Below are 19558 nucleotides of genomic sequence, written 5' to 3' on the forward strand. Positions count from 1 at the left end.
TCAGTGGTGGATGACGGCCTTCAGCAGGATGAGCACTCCGCCGAAGGCAGCGGTCAGCAGCGCGCTCAGCAGACGCGGCCACCAGTGGTCGCTCCAGCGGGCCACGGCGGTCCAGCCCAGGCCGCCGAGGATCACCGTGTTGACGATGAGTGCCGCCCAGATCGCGGTGTCGTCCTCGATGAGTCGTGTCGTGCCGAGCAGCAGCACCAGCAGCGGCGCGACAGCGGCGATCAGCATCCCCGACGACTGACGGGCGGAGGACGCGAGACTGGCCCGCAGTCCGGCGTGGCCGTCGGTCGCCGCGAGGCGGCCCAGCGTGCCGGCGTAGACGTGCGCGGCGTAGAACACGACCACCGTGACCGCGACCGTGAGCAACGCGTTGATGGACGTACCGACCGCGCTGCCGCTGACGACGATCATGCCGGACACGAGGATGAGTCCGTAGATCGCCTCCTCCGACATGAGGACGCGGGCGACACGCGGAGTGATGTGGAGCTGATCGTCGGTCATCGGATCCTCAGCGTCTCGCGCGCCGGCCGACGACGGTCAGTCGGTGCTGCAGCTGCCGCCGCCGCAGCAGGACCCGGCGGACTCGACGACGGCGAGGAGGTTCTTCTCGTCGGAGACGGGCTGGAGGGTCGGGGCGGGGAGCTGCGAAGAAGTCATGACGCCCATGCTACCTGCGGCCACTCGGACCGAGGTCACGCGACGCCGTCACAGCAGCGCGCCGGCTGTCTGGCACGTCGGGCAGTACTGCGCCGTGGTGCTCGCGAATGCGAAGTCGCGGACCGTGTCGCCGCACACGGGGCAGGCCTCTCCGGCCCGGCCGTGCACGCGCATGGCGTCGACCTTCGCCGCCTTGAGGCGATCGATGGGGATGCCTCGACGCGCCGAGATCGCACCGCGCACGGTCGAGATCGTCGCCTCGAACAGGCGCGCGCGCGCCTCTTCGTCGAGTGCAGCGGCATGCACGACGGGCGAGACCCGCGCCGCATGGAGGATCTCGTCGGAGTACGCGTTGCCGATGCCCGCGATGGACTCCTGCTCCTGCAGGATCGCCTTGACCTGCTTGCGACGGCCGCCCAGTGCCACGTCGAAGTCGCTCATCGAGTATGCATCGCCTGCCGGGTCGGGTCCGAGCTTCGCGATCGCCGGGACCGCCATCGGATCGTCGACGACGAACAGCCCGAGCGACACCCAGGCGCCGGCATCCGTCACGGCGAAGCCCTCGCCCGCGTCGAGGCGGACTTCTGCGAGGGCCGGGGGTGCGTCATCGGGGAGATCCTCCTCGTGCGCCAGCCAGCGCACCCATCCGTGGCGGCCGAGCGAGATGACCAGGTGGGAGTCGTCGTCGACCGCGAGCGCGAGGTGCTTGCCGTGGCGCGTCGCTCCGGTGAACGTACGCCCGACCAGGGTGGCCGGCGGAGCGGTGCGCGTCTTCACAGTGCGGAACTCGAGCACGTCGACAGCGCGGACGGTGCGTCCGGTCAACCTCTCGCCGAGCGACTCGACAAGTACCTGCACCTCGGGCGACTCGGGCATGGCACCATCCTGGCACCGGCCGCCGACACCGGCCAGACGCCGATCCCGCACCGACACACACCGCCGCTCGCCGCCGAGATGGTTAGGGCACCTAACCGGAATTACCTCGATGCACCGCTCGCGTTACCTTGCAAACGTGGGAAGACTCCTCTACGGCAGCGACGGCCAATCGCTGGACATCGACGACCGCGCTCTGGCGCACCTGCGGGTGGTCTTCATGAACAAGCTGCGCCGCGCAGAGCCGTTCCTGTTCCATCACAGTGAGCCGAACGGCCACCGGAGCCTGTGGATCCACCCGGCCGTCCCCATCGTCTTCCACTTCTACGGCAGCCGGCAGCCGGCGCTCAACCGCGCGTGGGTGGAGCACCTGATGAACGCGGCGAGCGGCCCTCACGGGCTGAGCGTCCTCCCCGAACCGCCTCCCTCCTCATCGATCGTCGCGGGAACGGACGAGCAGGCGGTCTGACCCATCGGCGCGCTCACGTGCACTCGCGGTCGACCGCCTCTGTGACCGCTTCGAGGAACCGGGCGACGTGCTCGGCTTCACGGGCGGTGAGAGCTTCGGCGAAGCCGCGGATCTTGGCGGTGAGCGGATCCACATCGTCGAGGTCGGTGGATCGGTCGACGGGCACGACCCGCTTGCTGCGACCGTCGTCGGGGTTGCGTGCGAACGTGATGAGCCCACCGCCGCGCAGGCGCTGCAGGATGCCCGTCACCGACGCTGTCGAGAGCCCGAGGTGCTCGGCGATCTCGGTCGGGGTGGCATCGCGCCCGGCATCCGATCGCTCGAGGATGTAGCGCATGGCGGCCCGCGCGGTCTCGCTCGGGCCGCACTCGGTCTGGCGCCGACGGGCGAGGCGCGCCTCGGCGAGGCGGAGGCGTTCGACGGCGCGGGCGGCAGGGACGGTGGCATCTGCGTCGGGCATGTCTCCTCGGTATCGCGCGGCCGCACGGCATGTCAACCCCGTGCGAGCCACCGCCGGCTAATCATCGGCCCGGGCGATGTCAAGCCCCTCGCCCGCGGCCCTCGGCGCGACACATGCTTCGATCAGTTCCGTCCGTCCGAGGAGACACCATGACGATCGACGCCGCCCCCGTCCACCATCTCGAGCTCGTCCCGCTGGGAGAGCGCGCCTGGAGGCTGTGCGACCACGCGCCGGCGACGCACCCCGACGACGACGGAGTCCTCATCGCGTACGTCGAGCAGCTGCCGGGCGGCGCGTACGAGACCGTCTGGGTCTACCGCGGGCCTCGGGTCGACACCTACGCCTCCCTCGAGGAGGTGCTCGTCGCCGCCACGCGACGGCTCGCGCCGATGGTCGGAACCGACTCCAAACCCGTCCCGATCCCCCACCGCGCGCCGCTGTCGTTCCGCTGAGCACCCGCGGGGGCGCGCCGTCGGGCGATGGGCGTACAGTCGCGGCATCCGGGTGTCAAGGCCGTTGGCGGGCGCTTCGTCGAACGCGAGCATGAAGGAGGTGGCGGCCTGCCCCCTGATCCCGGCCGCTCGGAGGCACGCGATGGGCAAGTTCAGCTACGACGGCACGGTGAAGGTGGACTTCGACGACCGCACCCTCGCACACCTGCAGCTGGTCATCGGCACCAAGCTGCGGCGCGGCGAGCCCTTCCACTTCACCTGGAAGGACGACACCAGCATCGGCGACGGTCGCACGACGGTATGGATCCACCCCAGATGCTCGCTGGTCTACAAGTACTACGGCAGCCGCAAGCCACGCCTCAACATGGCGTGGATCGACGCGCTCGTGTACACGGCCAACTCGCCCGCCGGCCTGTACCTCGTGCCGGAACCCGCAGAGAGCGCGACGAGCGAGAACCACGATGAAGCGGATTGACGTCGTCTACGGGGGCGAGCGCTACAGCATCGGCGGGCGCGAGCTCGACGAGCTCCTCGGGGAGATCGAGGCGGGCATCGCCGGGGGCGTGCACTGGCTCACGGTGAACGACGGCGAGGGGGCGCCGAGATGGGCGCACCTGCTCCTCACTCCGGGCGTGCCCATCGCGGTCATCCCGATCCCCGACGAGGCTCCACCGCTCGCGGGTGACCGCTCCGGCGATGGCCCATCGGACGACATCCGTCCTTAGCGGCCAGCTCGCCGCGGGCTCAGTTCTCCCAGGTCCAGTCGACGTCCTGCGACGGCGGCTCGGAGTCCGTCGTCGCCGTCGGATGCAGGCTGCGGGTGAGGGCGTCGAGCCGGGCGACGACGTCGGGGTGGTCGGGTTGATCGATATCCGTCTCGACGTCCGTCGACACGATCTGACTGGCGGGGCCGAGCAGGAAGGAGGCGATCGACGGCGCACCGTTCTGGTCGAGGATAGGGACATCGATCGTCGCGGCGCCGCGGCCTTCGGCGAGCGCGGCGCTGTAGCGCAGCACCGCGTCCGCGATCGCATCGCTCGTCATGAACTCGCTACCGGCGTAGATCAGCATCCTCATGACGCCTGTCTACCGGGCGGAGCCCCGCGCGACAGGGGGCTTGCGTGAGAGGGGGCGGCGGGCTACGAGGCCGCGCGGAGGAAGGCTCTGTCCGGACGGCGCGGGAGTCCGCACGGCCGGTCAGTCGAAGGCGACCGGGGTGTTGCGCGGGTAGTCGCCGCCGGCCAGCTTCACGAGGCGGGCGTGGGCGTACTCGCACACGAGCGCATGGCGGTACACCATGCGCGGCACGTCGACGTTCGAGTCCATCCAGAGGCTGAGGCCCCCGAGCTTCCAGTGCCGGAACGTGTCGTCGTCGCAGATCGTCGCGAGGATCTCGAGGAACGAGTCGTCGAAGCGGATCGAGTGCACCGCACGGCGGTACTCCTCCACGGTGAGCGCCATCGAGAACGGGATGTTCATGAAGCACAGCGCCGTCTGGATGTCGAGGCGAAGCAGCCGGCGGCGCCGGCGCTCCGCGTCGAGCGGAGGGATGTCGAGCTGCGAGAAGTCGAGGGCATCCACCGGTGCGACCGTAACCGCGTCGAGGGCGATGAGCACGTCGTACACGTTCACGTCGTGCTCGACGACGGCGCTGTCTCCGAGTCCGGCGAGAGTCTCAGGGCGCAGAGTGACCGGATCCATGTCGACCGGTGTGTTGCGGATGATGAAGTTCACGAGATTCGTCTCGACCACGAAGTGCCGGATGAGCAGCTCGCCGGCGTCGGGCGAGACGAAGTGGCGGAGGAACCACACGCAGAGGACGTCCATGGTGGCCAGCGGCATCCACCGGAACGGGAGCACGCGCTTCACGATCGAGATCAGCGCGACGAGGATCCGCGAGACCACGCGCGCGATCGGGTAGAGCCACCGGCGTGACATCCGCCGCTGGTCGTCGATGATCTGGCGCACGAGCGCCCGGTCGAGCGGGACGGAGGGGTCGGCGTACACCGCCTCCCACATGCTCGGGTCGGAGCGGACGAACTCCGGCATCGAGGGTCGCGGCGCCGCCACCTCAGCGGTCCAGTTCCTCGAGCTGGAGCGCATAGAGCCTCGCGACCACCTGCGCGCACCGGACGACCTCGTCGGCGGCCGCGTCATCGATCATCCCGGACGTGAGGATCGCGTCCATGTCGCCGGTGTGCGCGGCGTCTGCCTGCTGGTGGTACCGCATGAAGTGCACCTGGCTGTCGGCGAGGCCGAGCACCTCCTGGAACCGGGCAGCCCACCCGGCGGCCCGCTTCGCACCGAGACCTTCGATGATGAACATCGCCCCCAGCAGCCCGACCGGGTTCGGCCGATCGGCGTAGTGGAACATGTAGCCCGAGAGCGCCTCGGAGCCGACGTTCTTGCGCCCCCTGCGCAGCTCGTCGAGCGAGCCGCCGACGGCGACGTAGTCGCGTTCGAGCATGAGGTAGTCCCGGTGCTCCTCCTCGGCGTGACGGATCGCCGCGGCGCGAAGCTCGAAGTGGTCGATGTCGAAGTGGGACGCCGCCCGCGAGATCCACGGCGAGCCGTCGACGACCTGCTGACGGAGATTGAACAGCAGCCGGCGGTAGTCATCGATCGTCACCGTGCCGTCGGCGAGTCTGACGAGGACGGGCACCTTCGCGAGGTGCGCCTCGAGCTCGACCCACACCGCGGCGAGGCGCTCGGAGAGCGTGCCGGTGTCCGCGGGCGGGCGGTCGACAGGGGTCGTCGTGTCGGTCGTCATGTCGGTGCTCCTTGCACGGATGGTGCCACCACGGTGAGGTGGGCGAAGGCGAACGAGAATCGTCCTGACTCGGGCACGGCCAGCAGCACCGTCTCGCCGGGCGCGAAGCGGCCGGTGCTCCACGCCTCCTCGAGGGCGATGAAGATGCTCGCCGCACCGGTGTTCCCCCGGGTCTCGAGGTTCGAGAACCAGCGCTCGGTGTCGAGCGACGGGATGCGGCGGCGCAGCGCGTCGAACGCGACATCCCGGAACATGTTCGTGCTGTAGTGGCAGACGACGTGGTCGAGATGGTGGACGTCGACGAGCCCGATGTCGACGAGCTCCTCGAACTGGCGGATGCCGCACTCGGCGAGATCGTCGAGCATGCCGACGTCCTGGCGCAGCAGGAACATCCCCGCCGCGTCGGCGTCTGCGATGTCGACGTCCTGCCAGGTGCGGCCGACGACTGCCTCCTCGCCGCTCATGCCCGCGCGCATGCACACGTCGTGCTCATGCGCGAGCGAGACGTGCCGCACCCAGTCGACCCGCAGCGAGGGCCTGCTCGGATGGGGCTGGAACTCGACGACCACCGCGCCGGCGCCGTCCGACAGCATCCAGCGGAGGAAGTGGGAGTCCATTCCGGCGCGGATGCCGTCGAAGCGGCGTTGGCGCAGGCTCCGGCTGGGCAGCTCCGAACCCACGACGGCCGCCACGGGGTGATCGCCGAGCCGGATCTTGCTGACCGCCGCGTCGAGCGCGGCCAGGCTGGACGCGCACACGCCGGATGCCGTCAGCAGCTGCTTCGGCCCGCCGCCGAGACGGCCGTGGACCATCGAGGCGAAGCCCGGCACGAGCACGTCGCCCATCGTCGTCGCGCAGGCGAGCATCCGCACGTCCGTCGCCTCGATGCCGCGATCGACGAGCGCCGCGCGAAGCGCCTTGACGGCGAGCTCCTCGTTGAGCTCGGTCGGCTCACCGCGGTCGTCGAGCGCGTAGTGCCGCTGTCGGATGCCGTTCGATTCGAGGATCCGGCGACGAATGCGCTCGGTGACGGCGTCCGTGCCTCCGAGCCGCGCCGCGATGCCGTCGTTGTCGACGGGATCGCCCGGGAGGTAACGGCCGAAACCGGTGAGATACGCCGTCGCCGTCGTGGACATGGTGACGACACTAGGCCAACGACCGGATCGATCCCGACACTTTGTGGACCGCCGACGATCGCGGGTCTCGGGTCGTGTCACATGTCGTCGCGACGCACAACCGGGTGGCGTGCCGGGGCCTGCCGACATAGCGTTCAGCGATGGTGTACATCCTGGTAGGCGGTCCGCGCAATCGGCAGCTCGTGGATGAGCTGCCGAGCCAGTACGAACCGGCCGAGCCCACATCCGCAACCCCGCGCGTCGTCCTGCTCGACGACCTCATCGCGACGCCGGCGGTCTGGGCGCAGCCCGACGACTAGCCCGTCGCACACGATCAGCCGCCTCGACGCGTACGCTGGGCAATCGAGGCAGGTCTCGTCGTCCGGCACGCTCGACGCACCGCGATTCGTGCGGACGAACGGAAGGTCCATCGTGAACATCACCCTCCTGCGGCGGTTCGTCGCACTGGCGGACGAAGACGTGCACTTCCCCCGTGCGGCGACGGCGCTCGGCATCCCGCTCGCCTCTCTCCGCTCGTCGATCGACAAGCTGGAGGCGGAGATCGGGCATCCGCTCGTCACCCGCACCCAGGGCGGGCTGGCGCTGACCGGCGCGGGCACGCTGCTGCTCGAGGAGGCGAGGCGCGAGATCGCGGCGGCGCCCGCCCCTGCGGCGAAGCCCGCCGTGCCGGCGGGCGGCAAGGCGAAGGCCTCGAAGGGCAAGGGACGCGCGCCGTCGGTCAAGGGGCAGCCGAAGCCGTTCAAGAAGCGGCAGGGCCGCTAGCCGGCGCGCCCGGCGGGTCGTGACTACAGCTCGCTGACGCGGCCGCCCTCGACCCGCCAGTGCCGGTCCGTCTGCACGGTGGCCAGCATCCGCCGATCGTGGGTCACCAGCAGCAGACAGCCGTCATACGACTCGAGGGCCTGTTCGAGCTGCTCGATGGCCGGCAGGTCGAGGTGGTTCGTCGGCTCGTCCAGCACGAGTACGTTGACGCCGCGCGCCTGCAGCAGCGCGAGCCCCGCCCGGGTGCGCTCGCCCGGTGACAGCTCGTCGACGGGCCGCGTCACGTGGTCGGCCTTCAGCCCGAACTTCGCGAGGAGCGTGCGCACCTCGTCCGGTGCGAGGTCGGGGACGAGCCTGCCGAACGCCTCCGCGAGGGGCCGGGTGCCGACCAGGAGCGAGCGCGCCTGGTCGATCTCGCCGATCTGCACGTTGGCACCGAGGCTCGCCGATCCCTCGTCCGGCCGCTGAGTGCCCAGCAGCGCGCGGAGCAGCGTGGATTTTCCCGCACCGTTGGGCCCGGTGATGCCGATCCGCTCCCCTGCGTTCACCTGCAGCGACACCGGGCCGAGAGCGAACGAGCCCTGCCGGTAGACCGCGGAGTTCAGGGTCGCGACCACCGAGCTCGACCGCGGCGCGGACCCGATGGTGAATTCGAGCTGCCACTCCTTGCGGGGCTCCTCGACCTCCTCGAGCCGGGCGATCCGACTCTCCATCTGGCGCACCTTCTGCGCCTGCTTCTCACTCGACTCGGTCGCCGCCTTGCGGCGGATCTTGTCGTTGTCGGGAGACTTCTTCATCGCGTTCCGCACGCCCTGGCTCGACCACTCGCGCTGGATGCGCGCCCTCGCGACGAGATCGGCCTTCTTGTCGGCGAACTCGTCGTACCTCTCCCGCTGGTGGCGGCGCGCTGTGGCGCGCTCCTCCAGGTACGAGTCGTAGCCGCCGCCGAAGAGTCGGTTCGCCCCCTGGGCGAGGTCGAGTTCGAGCACCCGGGTGACGCAGCGGGCAAGGAACTCCCGGTCGTGGCTGACGAGAACGACTCCCCCGCGGAGTCCGCGCACGAAGGTCTCGAGCCGATCCAGCCCGTCGAGGTCGAGATCGTTGGTGGGCTCGTCGAGAAGCACGATGTCGAACCGCGAGAGCAGCAGCGCCGCGAGACCCACGCGAGCGGCCTGGCCGCCCGACAGGGAGGTCATCGCCGCCCCCTCGATCGGCGTCGCGCCCAGATCGAGGCCGAGATCGGCGAGCACGACCGGCAGGCGCTCCTCCAGGTCGGCGGCGCCGCTCGCCAGCCATCGATCGAGTGCCGTCGAGTAGACGTCGGCCGGATCAGGCCCGCCCGCAGCCTCAGGCGAGGGCTCGGCGAGCGCCGCGGCCGCGGCATCCAGGTCCCTCGTCGCCTCGGCGCATCCCGTGCGCCTCGCGATGTACTCCGCGACCGTCTCGCCGGCGAGGCGCTCGTGCTCCTGGGGCAGCCAGCCGACGAACGCGTCGGCCGGGGCGAGCGCGATCGTGCCTGCCTGCGGTTCGTGCACGCCCGCCAGCAGCCGAAGCAGCGTCGACTTGCCGGCGCCGGTGGCGCCCACCACCCCGATGACGTCGCCGGGGGCGACGGTCAGGTCCAGGGAGTCGAACAGTGTGCGATGGCCGTAGCCTCCTGCGAGGCCCTGCGCCACGAGCGTCGCGGTCATCAGTCCCAGTCGAGGTATTCCTCGATGACGACGGCCGTCTCGATGGGGTGCGTCGCCGGGAAGCGGTGGTCCGCGCCCGCGATGTTCGCGATGCTCGCGCGCTCGGGGGCGGTGGACTGCAGCCTCTCGCCCTGGGCCACGGGGGTGATGTCGTCGTCCGTCCCCTGGATGATCAGGACGGGGATCACCGGCGCGAGGGGGATGTCCTCGTCCTCGACCCCCAGGAGGAGCAGGCCGTTCACGCGATCGGCGTGCGCCGAGGCGAACGTGCGCGCGACAGTGCCGCCGGCGCCGTGCCCGCCGATCCACGCGTGATCGAGACCGAGGTGGTCGATCACGTCGGCGGTGTCCTGCCGGCGCTCGTCCGTCGTCGCCGAGCCGCCGGAGCTCGTCCGCGTGCCGATCCGCACGACGTGGAACCCGGCCTCCTCGGCGAGATAGTGCGCGACGACTCCGAGGGCGTCTCCGTCCAGGCCGCTCTCCGGGAGCAGGACCAGCGCGACCGGGCCGTCGCCCTCGACGGCGTAGGGGATCGCCCGCCCCTCGGGCTCGAGGATCTGGGTGTCCGTCATCGTGGTGAATCCTTCGCTGTCGTGGTCGGCGTCAGACGTTGAACCGGAACTCGACGACGTCGCCGTCCTGCATGACGTAGTCCTTGCCCTCGAGGCGGGCCTTGCCCTTTGCACGTGCCTCGATGACGGATCCCGTCGCGACGAGGTCGTGGAACGAGATGACCTCCGCCTTGATGAAGCCCTTCTCGAAGTCGGTGTGGATGACGCCCGCTGCCTGCGGCGCCTTCCAGCCCTTGCCGATCGTCCAGGCGCGCGCTTCCTTCGGACCTGCCGTGAGGTAGGTCTGGAGTCCGAGGGTGTCGAACCCGATGCGGGCGAGCTGATCGAGGCCCGACTCGTCCTGGCCGGTGGAGGCCAGCAGTTCGGCGGCGTCCTCGGGGTCGAGGTCGATGAGCTCGGACTCGATCTTCGCGTCGAGGAACACCGCCTGGGCGGGCGCGACCAGAGCGGCCAGCTCGGCCTTGCGCGAGGCATCCGTCAGCACCGCCTCGTCGACGTTGAAGACGAAGATGAAGGGCTTCGCGGTCAGCAGCCCGAGCTCCTTGATCGGAGTGAGGTCGATCGCCGACGCCGACAGCAGGACGCCGCGCTCGAGCGCGTCCTTGGCCTCGACGGCCGTGGACAGCACGGAGGGATCGAGCTTCTTGCCCTTGACCTCCTTCTCGTACCGGGTGATCGCCTTCTCGAGCGTCTCGAGGTCGGCGAGCTGCAGCTCGGCGTTGATCGTCTCCATGTCGTTCTTCGGGTCGACCGTGCCCTCGACGTGCACGACGTCGTCGTCGGCGAAGCCGCGCACGACCTGGGCGATGGCGTCGGCCTCGCGGATGTTCGCGAGGAACTTGTTCCCGAGGCCCTCGCCCTCGCTCGCTCCGCGGACGATGCCGGCGATGTCGACGAACGACACGGCGGCGGGGAGGATCCGCTCGCTGTGGAAGATGTCGGCCAGCGTCTGCAGACGCGGGTCGGGGAGATTCACGACACCGACGTTCGGCTCGATCGTCGCGAACGGGTAGTTCGCTGCGAGAACCTGGTTCTTGGTCAGTGCGTTGAAGAGGGTGGACTTGCCGACGTTGGGCAGTCCGACGATTCCGATGGTGAGAGCCACGGGCACTCAGTCTACGTGGGGCGGATGCCGCTCCCGACGCCGGCTCCTCAGCCCGCGCCGAGCAGCTCGTACAGCTCCCGCAGGTTCGCGACGACTGTCGCGGGCCAGCCCGCTCCCGCCGCGCCGACGGTGCCGCGGTCGATCCACACCGCGGTGAGTCCGGCATCCCGTGCCCCGGCGATGTCGGCGACGAGGTTGTCGCCCACGTGCAGCGCCTCGGCGGCCGTCACGCCGAGGCCGTCGAGGGCGAGGTCGAAGATCTCGCCGTCGGGCTTGTGCACGCCGTGCTCGCCCGACACGATCACGACGTCGAAGGCGTCCTCGATCCCGACCGCCCGCAGCTTCGCGCGCTGCAGTCCGCTCGGCCCGTTGGTGATGAGCGCGAGGGGAATGCCGCGTTCCCGCAGCCGTGCCAGCACCTCCGCCGACTCCTCGTACAGTCGGAACGCGGTCTCCTCGGTCGCGGTTTGCAGCGCGTGGGCCTCGACCGCAGCCGCGGCATCGGCGACCCCGACCTCCGCGAGCGCCCGGCGCCACACCTCGGTGGGCACCGACTCCGGTGCGAGCTCGCCGCGCAGCCACGCCTCGCCCATCTCGGGCCAGCACTCCCACCACACCCGCTCGTTCGCGTCGGCGAGAGCCGACGGGTCGATCCCGTATCGCTCGGCGAGCCGCGCGGCGACCTCGCGCACGACGCCGTCGACGTGATCGTCACGAAGCAGGGTGCCGTCGAGGTCGAAGCAGGCCGCCCGGGCGAGACTCACGCGTCAGCCCCGACCGGGTCGACCCGCCAGCGCACCAGGACGTTGCCCGACTCCTCCCAGGCGTGCGTGCCGAGGAGCTTCAGCGCCGCGCGCGGGCGCTCATCGAACAGGGGGACGCCGGAGCCGGCGACGAGCGGGAAGGTCACGAGGTGCAGCTCGTCGACGAGGCCCGCGCGCATCAGGTCGTTCCACAGGACGCGTCCGAGGAGGATCAGGATGCCGCGCCCGTCGCCCGCCTTCAGCGCGGCGACCTCGGCACGGGCGTCGGCGATGCGCACGATGCGCACGTTCTCATATGCTGCGACGTCGTCGTCGGTGATCTTGTCGGAGACGATGAGCTTCTCGACGCCGAGGATGAGCTCGGCGAACTCGCGGCGGATGGCGGTCGCTGCCGGGTCGGCTCGCACACCCGTCCAGTACCCCAGGTTGCCGAGCGCCGACCGGCGGCCCGACAGCACGAGCGTGCCGGACTCGCGGAGCAGACCCGTCGTGTAGTGGTCGAAGCTGTCGGCGCCGGCGTAGTCGGGGTGCTGGTGCTCGAAGAACGAGCCGATGTCGTGGTCGTCGTCCTCGTACCTGCCGTCGACGGTGACGAAGTTGCAGACGGTGAGCGTGCGCATGCCCGCCACGCTAGTCCCGCCGCCCGACGCACGCTAACGACGGACAGCCCGGAACGCGTCGGTGCGGTACGGCATGTCCACCACCGCGACGCCGTCGCCGTTCGGACGGCTGCCGGCGTCGAACAGTTCGCCGACCTCGCGCAGGATGCGGGCGCGATCGGCATCCTCCGCCGTGATGACGTAGCTGCGCGACGCGACCATGTCGAGGAGGGCGGCGCGGCCGATGGTGCGGGTCCACGACCAGCTGCGGGTCTCGACGGGCCCGAACGTCGTGCCCACGGTGGGGCCGCCGTCGGCGATCATCTGCTCGGCGCTGCTCGCATGCATGATCGCAGTGAGGCTCCGGATCCACGGGTCGGATTCGTCGCGGATGTTCCACACCAGCCCCAGGATGCCGCCGACCCGCAGCACGCGGGCCGCCTCGGTCGACGCCGCGTCGGCATCGACCCAGTGCCACGCCTGGCCGAGCAGCAGCGCATCGACGGCGGCGTCGGGCAGCGGCATCCGCTCGGCCGTTCCGACGAAGGTGGGGACGCCGTGGACGTGCTCGCGCAGCGACGCCAGCATGCCGGCGTCGGGGTCGATCGCCACGACGTCGGCTCCGGTCTCGACGATCGTGCGGGTGAGCTTGCCGGTCCCGGCGCCGACATCGGCCACCCGCAGGGCGCGGCCGTCCACCCGGACGGGCGCGAGCATCCATTCGACCGCCTCGCGCGGGTAGTCCGGCCGCCCGGACTCGTACGCGCTCGCGGCGGCACCGAACGACAGGGACATCTCCTCGCGGCTGGCCATGCTCCGAGCCTATGCCGGGGCGCGACGCCGATGCGGCGAGATCCGATGCGGGCGAGTCCGGCGCGCCTGGCCGGGACCGCGCGGCGGGCGGGCGAATCTGAGGGCGTGCCACTGGACTTCACCGCGATCGACTTCGAGACGGCGAACTCCAGCAACGCCTCGGCCTGTGCGGTCGGGCTGGTGCGCGTGCGCGGCGGCGTCGTCGTCGCCCAGACGGGATGGCTGATCCAGCCGCCCCCCGGCCACGACCGCTTCTTCGAGCTGAACACGCGCATCCACGGCATCACGGCCGACGACGTGATCGGGGCCGCCACCTGGACGGGGCAGCTGGCGGCGCTCATCGACTTCGTCGGCGACGACGTGCTCGTGGCGCACAACGCCGGGTTCGACATGGCCGTGATCAAGCGGGCGTGCGAGGCGACCGGCGACGAGTGCCCGCCGTATCGCTACGCCTGCAGCCTCCAGGTGGCCCGACGGGTCTACCAGCTGGAGTCCTATCGCCTGCCGTTCGTGGCCGCGGAGGCGGGGTTCGCCGAGTTCGCGCACCACAATGCGACGGCTGACGCCCTCGCCTGTGCGCACGTCATGATCGACGCCGCCCGCCGGGTCGGCGCGGACGACATCGCCGAACTCGCGGAAGGCGCCGGCGTGCGTGTCTCGCAGATCGTGGTGGCCGAGGCTCCCGCCGTGTCGTTCGCGGTGGCCTGACGGGCGAAGACCGGATGCCGCGGCACGCCGCGCTCGGGATGTCGGAGGCCTCCCCCATCCTGAACGCATGGACGCACTCCTCGTCTCGATGATCGCCGTGGCGACGCTGGCGCTCGGCGCGCTCGCGGGCTGGACGGCCGGGCTCGCCCGCGGGGCGGCGCGAGCGGCCCGAGAGCAGTCCGAGCTCCACGCCCGTCTCGCCGGCGCCGAGGCGACGAGGCAGGGAGTGCAGGCGCAGCTCGAGCATCAGCAGGTGCTCTACCGCGAGCTGGCGGCGCAGGCCCGGCACGACCAGGCATCCCGTGAGGAGCGCGAGCGGCGCGAGCAGTCGGTGCTGCGCGCGCTCGCACCGGTGCACGAGACGCTGGTCGCGATGCAGTCCAAGGTCGGCGAGCTGGAGCGCGACCGCCACACCCAGTTCGGCACGCTCGCCGAGCAGCTGCGACGAGCGCACGAGTCCGACGAGGCCCTGCGTGCGACGACCGAGTCGCTCGCGAGCGCGTTGCGCTCCGGCAGCACCCGCGGCGTGTGGGGCGAGACGCAGCTGCGTCGCGTCGTCGAGGCCGCAGGCCTCACGCGCTACGTCGACTTCGATCTTCAGGCGTCGATCACGTCGGATGCCGGAGCCGGCCGCCCCGACATGGTGATCCGCCTTCCCGGCGACAAGGCGATCGCCGTCGACGCAAAGGTGCCCCTCGACGCATACCTCGAGGCGAGCGCGATCCCGCTGACCGCCCAGGGTGCCGAGGCGGCGCGGCGGCGCGCCCTGCTCGACAAGCACGTCCGCGCGGTGCGCGCCCACGTCGACGCTCTCGCGAAGAAGGCCTACTGGTCGGGCCTGCCGTCGAGCCCCGAGTTCGTGGTCTGTTTCGTGCCCAGCGAGTCGCTGCTGGCCGCGGCCCTCGAGGAAGACCCGTCGCTGCTCGACTATTCGTTCGGCAAGCGCGTGGCGCTGGCCTCGCCGGTCAACCTGTGGGCGGTGCTCAAGACGGTGGCCTACACCTGGACGCAGCAGGACGTCTCGGCCGAGGCGCGCACGCTGTTCGAGCTCGGCAACCAGCTCTACGAGCGGCTCGGCTCCCTCGCGGGCCACGCCGACGACCTCCGCCGTGCGATCGAGCGCACGGTCGACAGCTACAACCGGTTCGCCGGCTCGCTCGAGTCGCGCGTGCTCGTGAGCGCCCGCCGCTTCCCCGGCATCGACGCGACGAAGCTCGACGCCGTGAACGAACCGGCCACGATCGAGAAGACCCCGCGCCGCCTCACCGCGCCGGAGTTCCTCGACGAGACGCTCGAACGCGACGCCGAGGCGCCGCCCGTGTCGCGCTTCTCCGAAGTGCCGCTCATCGACGAGCAGACGGCGACGGCAGACCTGGGCGAACTGCGCGAGAGGATCACCCCCGCGGTCGACTGACGGCCGCAGCGACGATCGCGTATGAGCGCTGCGCGCTCAGGCGCCGCCGGGCACGAAGCTGAGGAGTGCGATCACGGCCGCCGAGACGATCACGAAGGCGCCGATCATCCACCAGGCGCTGATCTCGTGTCCCTCGTCGCGGCGGACCCGCAGAAGCACGTCGGGCCGACGTGCCGGATCGACGGTGTTGGCCACGACCGCGTTCGCGACGACGGCGTGCGCGCCGGTCTGCGGCGACGAGCCGCCCACCTGTCCGGACATCGAAAACTCCCTCGCATCGGAAACACGAGTCGCCGTCGACCCGGATCCGATTCTGCCAGAGTCCGGCTACGAACGAGTCACGAAACAGTCACAACAGCCCCATTCGTCACTGCTGCCACACTGACCCCCGCGCGATCTGTCCCCTGCTCGACTCGACCCGCCCCACCTCGACGCCGAGCCTCGGTTCCACCGCGCCACAGCACGACTCACCGCCCCCGCGAGCGACCATTCCGCGCGGTCGAACCTGCCTTCCGTGACGCAGCCTCGACTCAACCGCGCCACATCGCGACGCGGAACCGCCACGCACCACCATTCGGCGCGGTCGAACCTGCCTCCGGGAGGCGCCGCACGCCGATCCGGCGCGTCAGAGCCACTTGGAGACGAGGTGCTCCGAGGTGATGCGGCGGAGGGTGCCCGAGGCGCCGCGCAGCACCACGCTCTCGGTGTAGACGTACCCGCCCTCGCGGCGCACGCCGGCGACCAGCTGGCCGTCAGTCACACCGGTCGCCACGAAGATCGTGTTGCTGCCCTTGACGAGGTCGTCGGCCTCGTAGACGTGGTCGTCGAGCTTGAGCCCCGCGTCGATCCCCTTCTGCTTCTCGTCGTCGTCGCGCGCCCACAGGCGGCCCTGGATGTGGCCACCCAGCGCCTTGATCGCGCACGCCGTCACGATTCCCTCCGGGCTGCCGCCGATGCCCACACACATGTCGGTCCGGGCGTTGTGACGGGCCGCGTTGATCCCGCCGGCGACATCGCCGTCGCTCATGAGGCGTGTCCCTGCGCCGGCCGCGCGGATCTCCTCGATGAGCTGATCGTGACGCGGGCGGTGCAGCACCGAGACGACGATCTCGTCGACGGGCTTGCCGAGGGCCTTCGCCAGAAGCCGGATGTTCTCGCCGATCGGGAGACGGATGTCGACCACGCCGACGCCCGCAGGACCGGTGACGAGCTTGTCCATGTAGAACACGCTCGACGCGTCGAGCATCGTCCCGTGGTCGGAGACCGCGATGACGGACAGCGCGTTGTTGCGGCCGGCCGCCGTGAGCGAGGTTCCGTCGATCGGGTCGACGGCGACGTCGGCCCGAGGGCCGCGTCCGTTCCCGACCTTCTCGCCGTTGTAGAGCATGGGCGCCTCGTCCTTCTCGCCCTCGCCGATCACGATCGTGCCGTCGAAGTTGACGGTGGTGAAGAACGCGCGCATCGCGTCGACCGCCGCACCGTCCGCATCCTCCTTCGCCCCGCGGCCGATGAACGGCACAGCGCGGATCGCTGCGGCCTCCGTGGCGCGGACGAGCTCGAGTGCGAGGTTTCGGTCGGGATGCAGCGGACTCATGTCCGCGGTAAGACTCACCATGGCCCCACCCTAGCCAGCGCGGACGCGCTTACCGCAGAGTTTCCGCCGCTCCACGGCGAAGGAATCGTGAATCTTTCACGCTCGACCAGAACCGGACTCGTCCACCCCGGAGGCGGACACCGGCATCCTGCCCTGTCACCGCCCCTTCGATAGAGTCGTCCGTGAACCTCTTCCCGACCACACCCCTGTGCCAACCAGAGAAATAGGGAGCACTCATGCCCGTCGCCACCCCAGAGCAGTACGCCGAGATGCTGGACCGCGCGAAGGCCGGCGGCTTCGCGTACCCCGCGATCAACGCCGCCAGCTCGCAGTCGGTCAACGCCGTCCTCCAGGGGCTCACCGAGGCCGGTTCGGACGGCATCCTCCAGGTCACGACCGGCGGCGCCGACTACTTCGCCGGCCACACCGTGAAGGCCCGCGCGACCGGCGCGCTGGCGTTCGCCGCCTACGTCCACGAGGTCGCCAAGAGCTACCCGATCACCGTCGCACTCCACACCGACCACTGCCCGAAGCCGGCGCTCGAGGACTTCGTGCTGCCGCTCATCAAGGCCTCCGAGGCGGTCGTGGCCGACGGCGGCAACCCGATCTTCCAGTCGCACATGTGGGACGGCTCCGCCGTGCCGCTCGGTGAGAACATCGACATCGCCAAGGAGCTGCTCCCCCGCATCAAGGCCATCAACGCGATCCTCGAGGTCGAGATCGGCGTGGTCGGCGGCGAGGAGGACGGCGTCCAGCACGAGGGCTCGAACGACGCGCTCTACACGACGACCGCCGATGTCTCGCAGGTCGTCGAAGCGCTCGGCCTGGGCGACCAGGGCCGCTGGATCGCCGCGCTCACGTTCGGCAACGTGCACGGCGTCTACAAGCCCGGCAACGTCAAGCTGCGCCCCGAGCTCCTCGGCGAGATCCAGGAGGGGATCGCCGCGCAGTTCGGCACCGGCCCGAAGCCCCTCGACCTCGTCTTCCACGGCGGCAGCGGCTCGACCGATGAGGAGATCGCGACGGCTGTCGCCAACGGCGTGGTGAAGATGAACATCGACACAGACACGCAGTATGCGTTCACGCGCTCGGTCGCCGGCTTCATGTTCACGAACTACGACGGCGTGCTCAAGGTGGATGGCGAGGTGGGCAACAAGAAGGCCTACGACCCGCGCGCCTGGGGCAAGATCGCCGAGTCGGCGATGGCAGCTCGCGTCGCCGAGGCGACGCGCCAGCTCGGTTCGCACGGCAAGAGCCTCGGCGCGTAAGCCCCGAACCATCGGATGCCCCGGCACCGCCCCCGCGAGCGGCCGCCGGGGCATCCGTCGTTCCGGGCGGCGTCAGCCGGCGCCCACAGAGCTCTGCGGTCGGTCGAGCTCAGTGCGCATGAGCACCCGTCCGGAGGCGAGCGATCTGATCTCGATTGCGGCGATCTCGTCGGCGTCGAGTGCTGTGGCGGCGCTGAGGCGCGCGGTCGAGCCCGGCACCGCCCGCCAGCTCGACACCTCGCTCGTGGTGCCGTCGACGGCTGTCACCACGAGGGAGTAGGGCCGGCCCTCGGAGGGCGCGTCGTCGCCCGTCGCCTCGGTGTAGCGGCACGTCATCTCTATCCGTGTGCCCCACGCGGCGTCGCTCAGCTCGACCGTCGCCGTCAGCGGGATGTCGACGAGCGGTTCGAGCGCGACGACCTGCACGCCTCGGGGGCCCGGCGCGACGATGACGGTCACGGCGATCACGATCGCGACCACGGCGGCGGCGGCCGCCGTCAGACCCCCCGCCCACCGGGCACGCCGTCTCCGACGCGCATCCCTGGCGCCCAGCTCGACGACACGGGAACGGGCCGCGGCGTCCGGCCCGTCGTCGGGCACGGGGGGCGCGAGCATCGACTGCGCCCGGTCGGGGGCGACGCGCGAGAGCAGCCCGATCGTCGGCGCGGTCGCGGCGATAGACGCCCGGCAGGCGTCGCAGCCCTCGAGATGCTCCTCGAACGCGCGCCGGTCGGCGGCGCTCAGCGCACCGAGGACGTACGCGGCATCCCAGTCCGCGAAGCGGGTGTGATCGGCGTTCATCGCGTCACTCCCTTCTCCTGAAGCGCGAGACGCAGCGCGCGGAGGCCGTAGTGCAGGCGGGACTTGACCGTGCCTTCGGGGATCTCCAGGTCGAAAGCCATCTCCGCCACGGTCAGCCCGCCGAAGTATGCCCGGATGACCACGGCCCGGTGATCGGCCGACAGCGCGGCCAGCGCCTCCTCGATGAGGATCGCCTCGAACAGCGCCTCGGTGGCGTCCGGCGTCTCGGATTCGGGGACGTCTGCGACGGCGATCTCGCGCCGCCGGCGAGCGCTGCGCACGTCGTCGATGACGAGATGACGGGCGACCGTGAACATCCACGAGCGGGTCGTCGTCGGATCCTGCTCGAGGATCCGCGGGGTGCGCCACGCGCGAAGCAGCGTCTCCTGGACGACGTCGTCCGCGCCCGCACGGTCGCCGGTGAGGTGCACGACATAGCGCCACACCGGCCGCGCATGGGCGTCGTAAAGCGCGGCCAGGCGCGTGGCATCGCCGTTCGCGTCTTCAGCGGTCTCGCGCGGCATCCGTCACCTCCCGAGGAAGACACGAGACACGCCGCCGCCGGGTTCACCGGTCCCGACGCGCGCGCCTCTCGCTCCCCGAGTATGGACCCCTCGGAGCGGCGGCGCGATCGAGGTCGA

Annotated in this window: 26 protein-coding genes; 9 read left to right on the forward strand and 17 right to left on the reverse strand. The window is 70.7% G+C overall.

From position 1 onward, the window contains the following. Nucleotides 1-510: a hypothetical protein gene (locus EER34_RS13705; RefSeq protein WP_127475732.1), complete on the reverse strand. Its 510-nt coding sequence runs from the start codon at nucleotides 508-510 to the stop codon at nucleotides 1-3. A gap of 204 nt (nucleotides 511-714) precedes the next feature. After that, a complete protein-coding gene (locus tag EER34_RS13710; RefSeq protein ID WP_127475734.1) occupies nucleotides 715-1542 on the reverse strand; it encodes a DNA-formamidopyrimidine glycosylase family protein in 828 nt (275 codons plus the stop codon). Between the two features lie 136 nt (nucleotides 1543-1678). On the opposite strand from EER34_RS13710, the gene EER34_RS13715 reads away from it, so the two are divergent. Next, nucleotides 1679-2008: a DUF7882 family protein gene (locus EER34_RS13715; protein WP_127475736.1), complete on the forward strand. Its 330-nt coding sequence runs from the start codon at nucleotides 1679-1681 to the stop codon at nucleotides 2006-2008. Between the two features lie 13 nt (nucleotides 2009-2021). Here the strand turns inward: EER34_RS13715 and EER34_RS13720 are convergent, their stop codons facing one another. Then, a complete protein-coding gene (locus EER34_RS13720; RefSeq protein WP_127475737.1) occupies nucleotides 2022-2468 on the reverse strand; it encodes a MarR family winged helix-turn-helix transcriptional regulator in 447 nt (148 codons plus the stop codon). Between the two features lie 149 nt (nucleotides 2469-2617). On the opposite strand from EER34_RS13720, the gene EER34_RS13725 reads away from it, so the two are divergent. The 3 genes from EER34_RS13725 to EER34_RS13735 all read left to right on the forward strand — a co-directional run bounded on the left by EER34_RS13725 (nucleotide 2618) and on the right by EER34_RS13735 (nucleotide 3645). Continuing rightward, nucleotides 2618-2920 (forward strand): hypothetical protein, encoded by a 303-nt coding sequence (locus EER34_RS13725; protein WP_127475739.1) that lies wholly within the window; start codon nucleotides 2618-2620, stop codon nucleotides 2918-2920. 142 nt (nucleotides 2921-3062) lie between these two features. After that, a complete protein-coding gene (locus tag EER34_RS13730) occupies nucleotides 3063-3395 on the forward strand; it encodes a DUF7882 family protein (protein WP_127475740.1) in 333 nt (110 codons plus the stop codon). Continuing rightward, nucleotides 3382-3645, forward strand: a complete 264-nt coding sequence (locus tag EER34_RS13735; protein WP_127475742.1) for a hypothetical protein — start codon at nucleotides 3382-3384, stop codon at nucleotides 3643-3645. Before EER34_RS13730 ends, EER34_RS13735 begins: the two co-directional genes overlap by 14 nt. A 19-nt stretch (nucleotides 3646-3664) precedes the next feature. Here EER34_RS13735 and EER34_RS13740 read toward each other — a convergent pair whose 3' ends face one another. The 4 genes from EER34_RS13740 to EER34_RS13755 all read right to left on the reverse strand — a co-directional run bounded on the left by EER34_RS13740 (nucleotide 3665) and on the right by EER34_RS13755 (nucleotide 6826). Further along, the gene (locus EER34_RS13740; RefSeq protein WP_127475743.1) at nucleotides 3665-3997 is read right to left on the reverse strand and encodes a hypothetical protein; all 333 of its coding nucleotides are present in this window, start codon (nucleotides 3995-3997) and stop codon (nucleotides 3665-3667) included. A gap of 120 nt (nucleotides 3998-4117) precedes the next feature. After that, nucleotides 4118-4969 carry a DUF6999 family protein gene (locus EER34_RS13745; RefSeq protein WP_127475745.1) on the reverse strand — a complete coding sequence of 284 codons (852 nt, stop codon included), beginning with the start codon at nucleotides 4967-4969 and terminating at the stop codon, nucleotides 4118-4120. A 22-nt stretch (nucleotides 4970-4991) separates the two neighbouring features. Then, a complete protein-coding gene (locus tag EER34_RS13750; protein WP_127475747.1) occupies nucleotides 4992-5690 on the reverse strand; it encodes an iron-containing redox enzyme family protein in 699 nt (232 codons plus the stop codon). Beyond that, the gene (locus tag EER34_RS13755; RefSeq protein ID WP_164743567.1) at nucleotides 5687-6826 is read right to left on the reverse strand and encodes a 3-oxoacyl-[acyl-carrier-protein] synthase III C-terminal domain-containing protein; all 1140 of its coding nucleotides are present in this window, start codon (nucleotides 6824-6826) and stop codon (nucleotides 5687-5689) included. The genes EER34_RS13750 and EER34_RS13755 overlap by 4 nt, the downstream gene beginning before the upstream one ends. A gap of 140 nt (nucleotides 6827-6966) precedes the next feature. Between EER34_RS13755 and EER34_RS17550 the strand changes: the two genes are divergently transcribed. After that, a complete protein-coding gene (locus EER34_RS17550; RefSeq protein ID WP_164743568.1) occupies nucleotides 6967-7125 on the forward strand; it encodes a hypothetical protein in 159 nt (52 codons plus the stop codon). A gap of 112 nt (nucleotides 7126-7237) precedes the next feature. After that, nucleotides 7238-7588, forward strand: coding sequence for a LysR family transcriptional regulator (locus EER34_RS13760; RefSeq protein ID WP_127475750.1), 351 nt, complete (start codon nucleotides 7238-7240; stop codon nucleotides 7586-7588). A 23-nt stretch (nucleotides 7589-7611) separates the two neighbouring features. On the opposite strand, the gene EER34_RS13765 is transcribed toward EER34_RS13760, so the two are convergent. Genes EER34_RS13765 through EER34_RS13790 form a run of 6 tightly spaced genes read right to left on the reverse strand, consistent with a single transcriptional unit; the run spans nucleotide 7612 to nucleotide 13132 of the window. Further along, the gene (locus tag EER34_RS13765; RefSeq protein WP_127475751.1) at nucleotides 7612-9279 is read right to left on the reverse strand and encodes an ABC-F family ATP-binding cassette domain-containing protein; all 1668 of its coding nucleotides are present in this window, start codon (nucleotides 9277-9279) and stop codon (nucleotides 7612-7614) included. Then, a complete protein-coding gene (locus tag EER34_RS13770; RefSeq protein WP_127475753.1) occupies nucleotides 9279-9851 on the reverse strand; it encodes an alpha/beta fold hydrolase in 573 nt (190 codons plus the stop codon). The genes EER34_RS13765 and EER34_RS13770 overlap by 1 nt, the downstream gene beginning before the upstream one ends. Before the next feature lie 31 nt (nucleotides 9852-9882). Continuing rightward, nucleotides 9883-10956 (reverse strand): redox-regulated ATPase YchF, encoded by a 1074-nt coding sequence (gene ychF / locus EER34_RS13775; RefSeq protein ID WP_127475755.1) that lies wholly within the window; start codon nucleotides 10954-10956, stop codon nucleotides 9883-9885. Nucleotides 10957-11003: 47 nt separating this feature from the next. After that, a complete protein-coding gene (locus EER34_RS13780; RefSeq protein WP_127475757.1) occupies nucleotides 11004-11720 on the reverse strand; it encodes an HAD family hydrolase in 717 nt (238 codons plus the stop codon). Beyond that, on the reverse strand, nucleotides 11717-12340 hold the full coding sequence (locus EER34_RS13785) for a dihydrofolate reductase family protein (RefSeq protein WP_127475759.1): 624 nt from the start codon (nucleotides 12338-12340) through the stop codon (nucleotides 11717-11719). Before EER34_RS13785 ends, EER34_RS13780 begins: the two co-directional genes overlap by 4 nt. Nucleotides 12341-12373: 33 nt before the next feature. Continuing rightward, complete coding sequence (locus EER34_RS13790; RefSeq protein ID WP_127475761.1) at nucleotides 12374-13132, reverse strand: class I SAM-dependent methyltransferase; 759 nt, start codon at nucleotides 13130-13132, stop codon at nucleotides 12374-12376. A gap of 105 nt (nucleotides 13133-13237) precedes the next feature. On the opposite strand from EER34_RS13790, the gene EER34_RS13795 reads away from it, so the two are divergent. Both EER34_RS13795 and EER34_RS13800 read left to right on the forward strand, forming a co-directional pair. Beyond that, on the forward strand, nucleotides 13238-13840 hold the full coding sequence (locus tag EER34_RS13795) for an exonuclease domain-containing protein (RefSeq protein ID WP_127475763.1): 603 nt from the start codon (nucleotides 13238-13240) through the stop codon (nucleotides 13838-13840). 67 nt (nucleotides 13841-13907) lie between these two features. Next, a complete protein-coding gene (locus EER34_RS13800) occupies nucleotides 13908-15254 on the forward strand; it encodes a DNA recombination protein RmuC (protein WP_127475764.1) in 1347 nt (448 codons plus the stop codon). A 36-nt stretch (nucleotides 15255-15290) separates the two neighbouring features. Here EER34_RS13800 and EER34_RS13805 read toward each other — a convergent pair whose 3' ends face one another. Both EER34_RS13805 and glpX read right to left on the reverse strand, forming a co-directional pair. Beyond that, on the reverse strand, nucleotides 15291-15515 hold the full coding sequence (locus EER34_RS13805) for a UDP-N-acetylmuramyl pentapeptide phosphotransferase (RefSeq protein ID WP_127475766.1): 225 nt from the start codon (nucleotides 15513-15515) through the stop codon (nucleotides 15291-15293). A 364-nt stretch (nucleotides 15516-15879) separates the two neighbouring features. After that, complete coding sequence (gene glpX / locus EER34_RS13810; protein WP_127475768.1) at nucleotides 15880-16869, reverse strand: class II fructose-bisphosphatase; 990 nt, start codon at nucleotides 16867-16869, stop codon at nucleotides 15880-15882. 215 nt (nucleotides 16870-17084) lie between these two features. Here glpX and fbaA point away from each other — a divergent pair, with 215 nt between their 5' ends. Then, the gene (gene fbaA, locus EER34_RS13815; protein WP_127475770.1) at nucleotides 17085-18116 is read left to right on the forward strand and encodes a class II fructose-bisphosphate aldolase; all 1032 of its coding nucleotides are present in this window, start codon (nucleotides 17085-17087) and stop codon (nucleotides 18114-18116) included. A gap of 72 nt (nucleotides 18117-18188) precedes the next feature. Here the strand turns inward: fbaA and EER34_RS13820 are convergent, their stop codons facing one another. Both EER34_RS13820 and EER34_RS13825 read right to left on the reverse strand, forming a co-directional pair. Beyond that, on the reverse strand, nucleotides 18189-18917 hold the full coding sequence (locus EER34_RS13820; protein ID WP_127475772.1) for a zf-HC2 domain-containing protein: 729 nt from the start codon (nucleotides 18915-18917) through the stop codon (nucleotides 18189-18191). Further along, nucleotides 18914-19441, reverse strand: a complete 528-nt coding sequence (locus EER34_RS13825) for a sigma-70 family RNA polymerase sigma factor (RefSeq protein WP_127475774.1) — start codon at nucleotides 19439-19441, stop codon at nucleotides 18914-18916. The genes EER34_RS13820 and EER34_RS13825 overlap by 4 nt, the downstream gene beginning before the upstream one ends. Nucleotides 19442-19558: the final 117 nt, after the last annotated feature.

Source organism: Microbacterium sulfonylureivorans (assembly GCF_003999995.1).
GTDB classification, from domain to species: domain Bacteria; phylum Actinomycetota; class Actinomycetes; order Actinomycetales; family Microbacteriaceae; genus Microbacterium; species Microbacterium sulfonylureivorans.

Bases quoted from the DNA above. Each gene is read 5' to 3' on its own strand.
- EER34_RS13705 (WP_127475732.1), bottom strand. From the start codon at position 510: ATGACCGACGATCAGCTCCACATCACTCCGCGTGTCGCCCGCGTCCTC.
- EER34_RS13710 (WP_127475734.1), bottom strand. From the start codon at position 1,542: ATGCCCGAGTCGCCCGAGGTGCAGGTACTTGTCGAGTCGCTCGGCGAG.
- EER34_RS13720 (WP_127475737.1), bottom strand. From the start codon at position 2,468: ATGCCCGACGCAGATGCCACCGTCCCTGCCGCCCGCGCCGTCGAACGC.
- EER34_RS13725 (WP_127475739.1), top strand. From the start codon at position 2,618: ATGACGATCGACGCCGCCCCCGTCCACCATCTCGAGCTCGTCCCGCTG.
- EER34_RS13730 (WP_127475740.1), top strand. From the start codon at position 3,063: ATGGGCAAGTTCAGCTACGACGGCACGGTGAAGGTGGACTTCGACGAC.
- EER34_RS13735 (WP_127475742.1), top strand. From the start codon at position 3,382: ATGAAGCGGATTGACGTCGTCTACGGGGGCGAGCGCTACAGCATCGGC.
- EER34_RS13740 (WP_127475743.1), bottom strand. From the start codon at position 3,997: ATGAGGATGCTGATCTACGCCGGTAGCGAGTTCATGACGAGCGATGCG.
- EER34_RS13745 (WP_127475745.1), bottom strand. From the start codon at position 4,969: ATGCCGGAGTTCGTCCGCTCCGACCCGAGCATGTGGGAGGCGGTGTAC.
- EER34_RS13750 (WP_127475747.1), bottom strand. From the start codon at position 5,690: ATGACGACCGACACGACGACCCCTGTCGACCGCCCGCCCGCGGACACC.
- EER34_RS13755 (WP_164743567.1), bottom strand. From the start codon at position 6,826: ATGTCCACGACGGCGACGGCGTATCTCACCGGTTTCGGCCGTTACCTC.
- EER34_RS17550 (WP_164743568.1), top strand. From the start codon at position 6,967: ATGGTGTACATCCTGGTAGGCGGTCCGCGCAATCGGCAGCTCGTGGAT.
- EER34_RS13765 (WP_127475751.1), bottom strand. From the start codon at position 9,279: ATGACCGCGACGCTCGTGGCGCAGGGCCTCGCAGGAGGCTACGGCCAT.
- EER34_RS13770 (WP_127475753.1), bottom strand. From the start codon at position 9,851: ATGACGGACACCCAGATCCTCGAGCCCGAGGGGCGGGCGATCCCCTAC.
- EER34_RS13785 (WP_127475759.1), bottom strand. From the start codon at position 12,340: ATGCGCACGCTCACCGTCTGCAACTTCGTCACCGTCGACGGCAGGTAC.
- EER34_RS13790 (WP_127475761.1), bottom strand. From the start codon at position 13,132: ATGGCCAGCCGCGAGGAGATGTCCCTGTCGTTCGGTGCCGCCGCGAGC.
- EER34_RS13800 (WP_127475764.1), top strand. From the start codon at position 13,908: ATGGACGCACTCCTCGTCTCGATGATCGCCGTGGCGACGCTGGCGCTC.
- EER34_RS13805 (WP_127475766.1), bottom strand. From the start codon at position 15,515: ATGTCCGGACAGGTGGGCGGCTCGTCGCCGCAGACCGGCGCGCACGCC.
- glpX (WP_127475768.1), bottom strand. From the start codon at position 16,869: ATGGTGAGTCTTACCGCGGACATGAGTCCGCTGCATCCCGACCGAAAC.
- fbaA (WP_127475770.1), top strand. From the start codon at position 17,085: ATGCCCGTCGCCACCCCAGAGCAGTACGCCGAGATGCTGGACCGCGCG.
- EER34_RS13820 (WP_127475772.1), bottom strand. From the start codon at position 18,917: ATGAACGCCGATCACACCCGCTTCGCGGACTGGGATGCCGCGTACGTC.
- EER34_RS13825 (WP_127475774.1), bottom strand. From the start codon at position 19,441: ATGCCGCGCGAGACCGCTGAAGACGCGAACGGCGATGCCACGCGCCTG.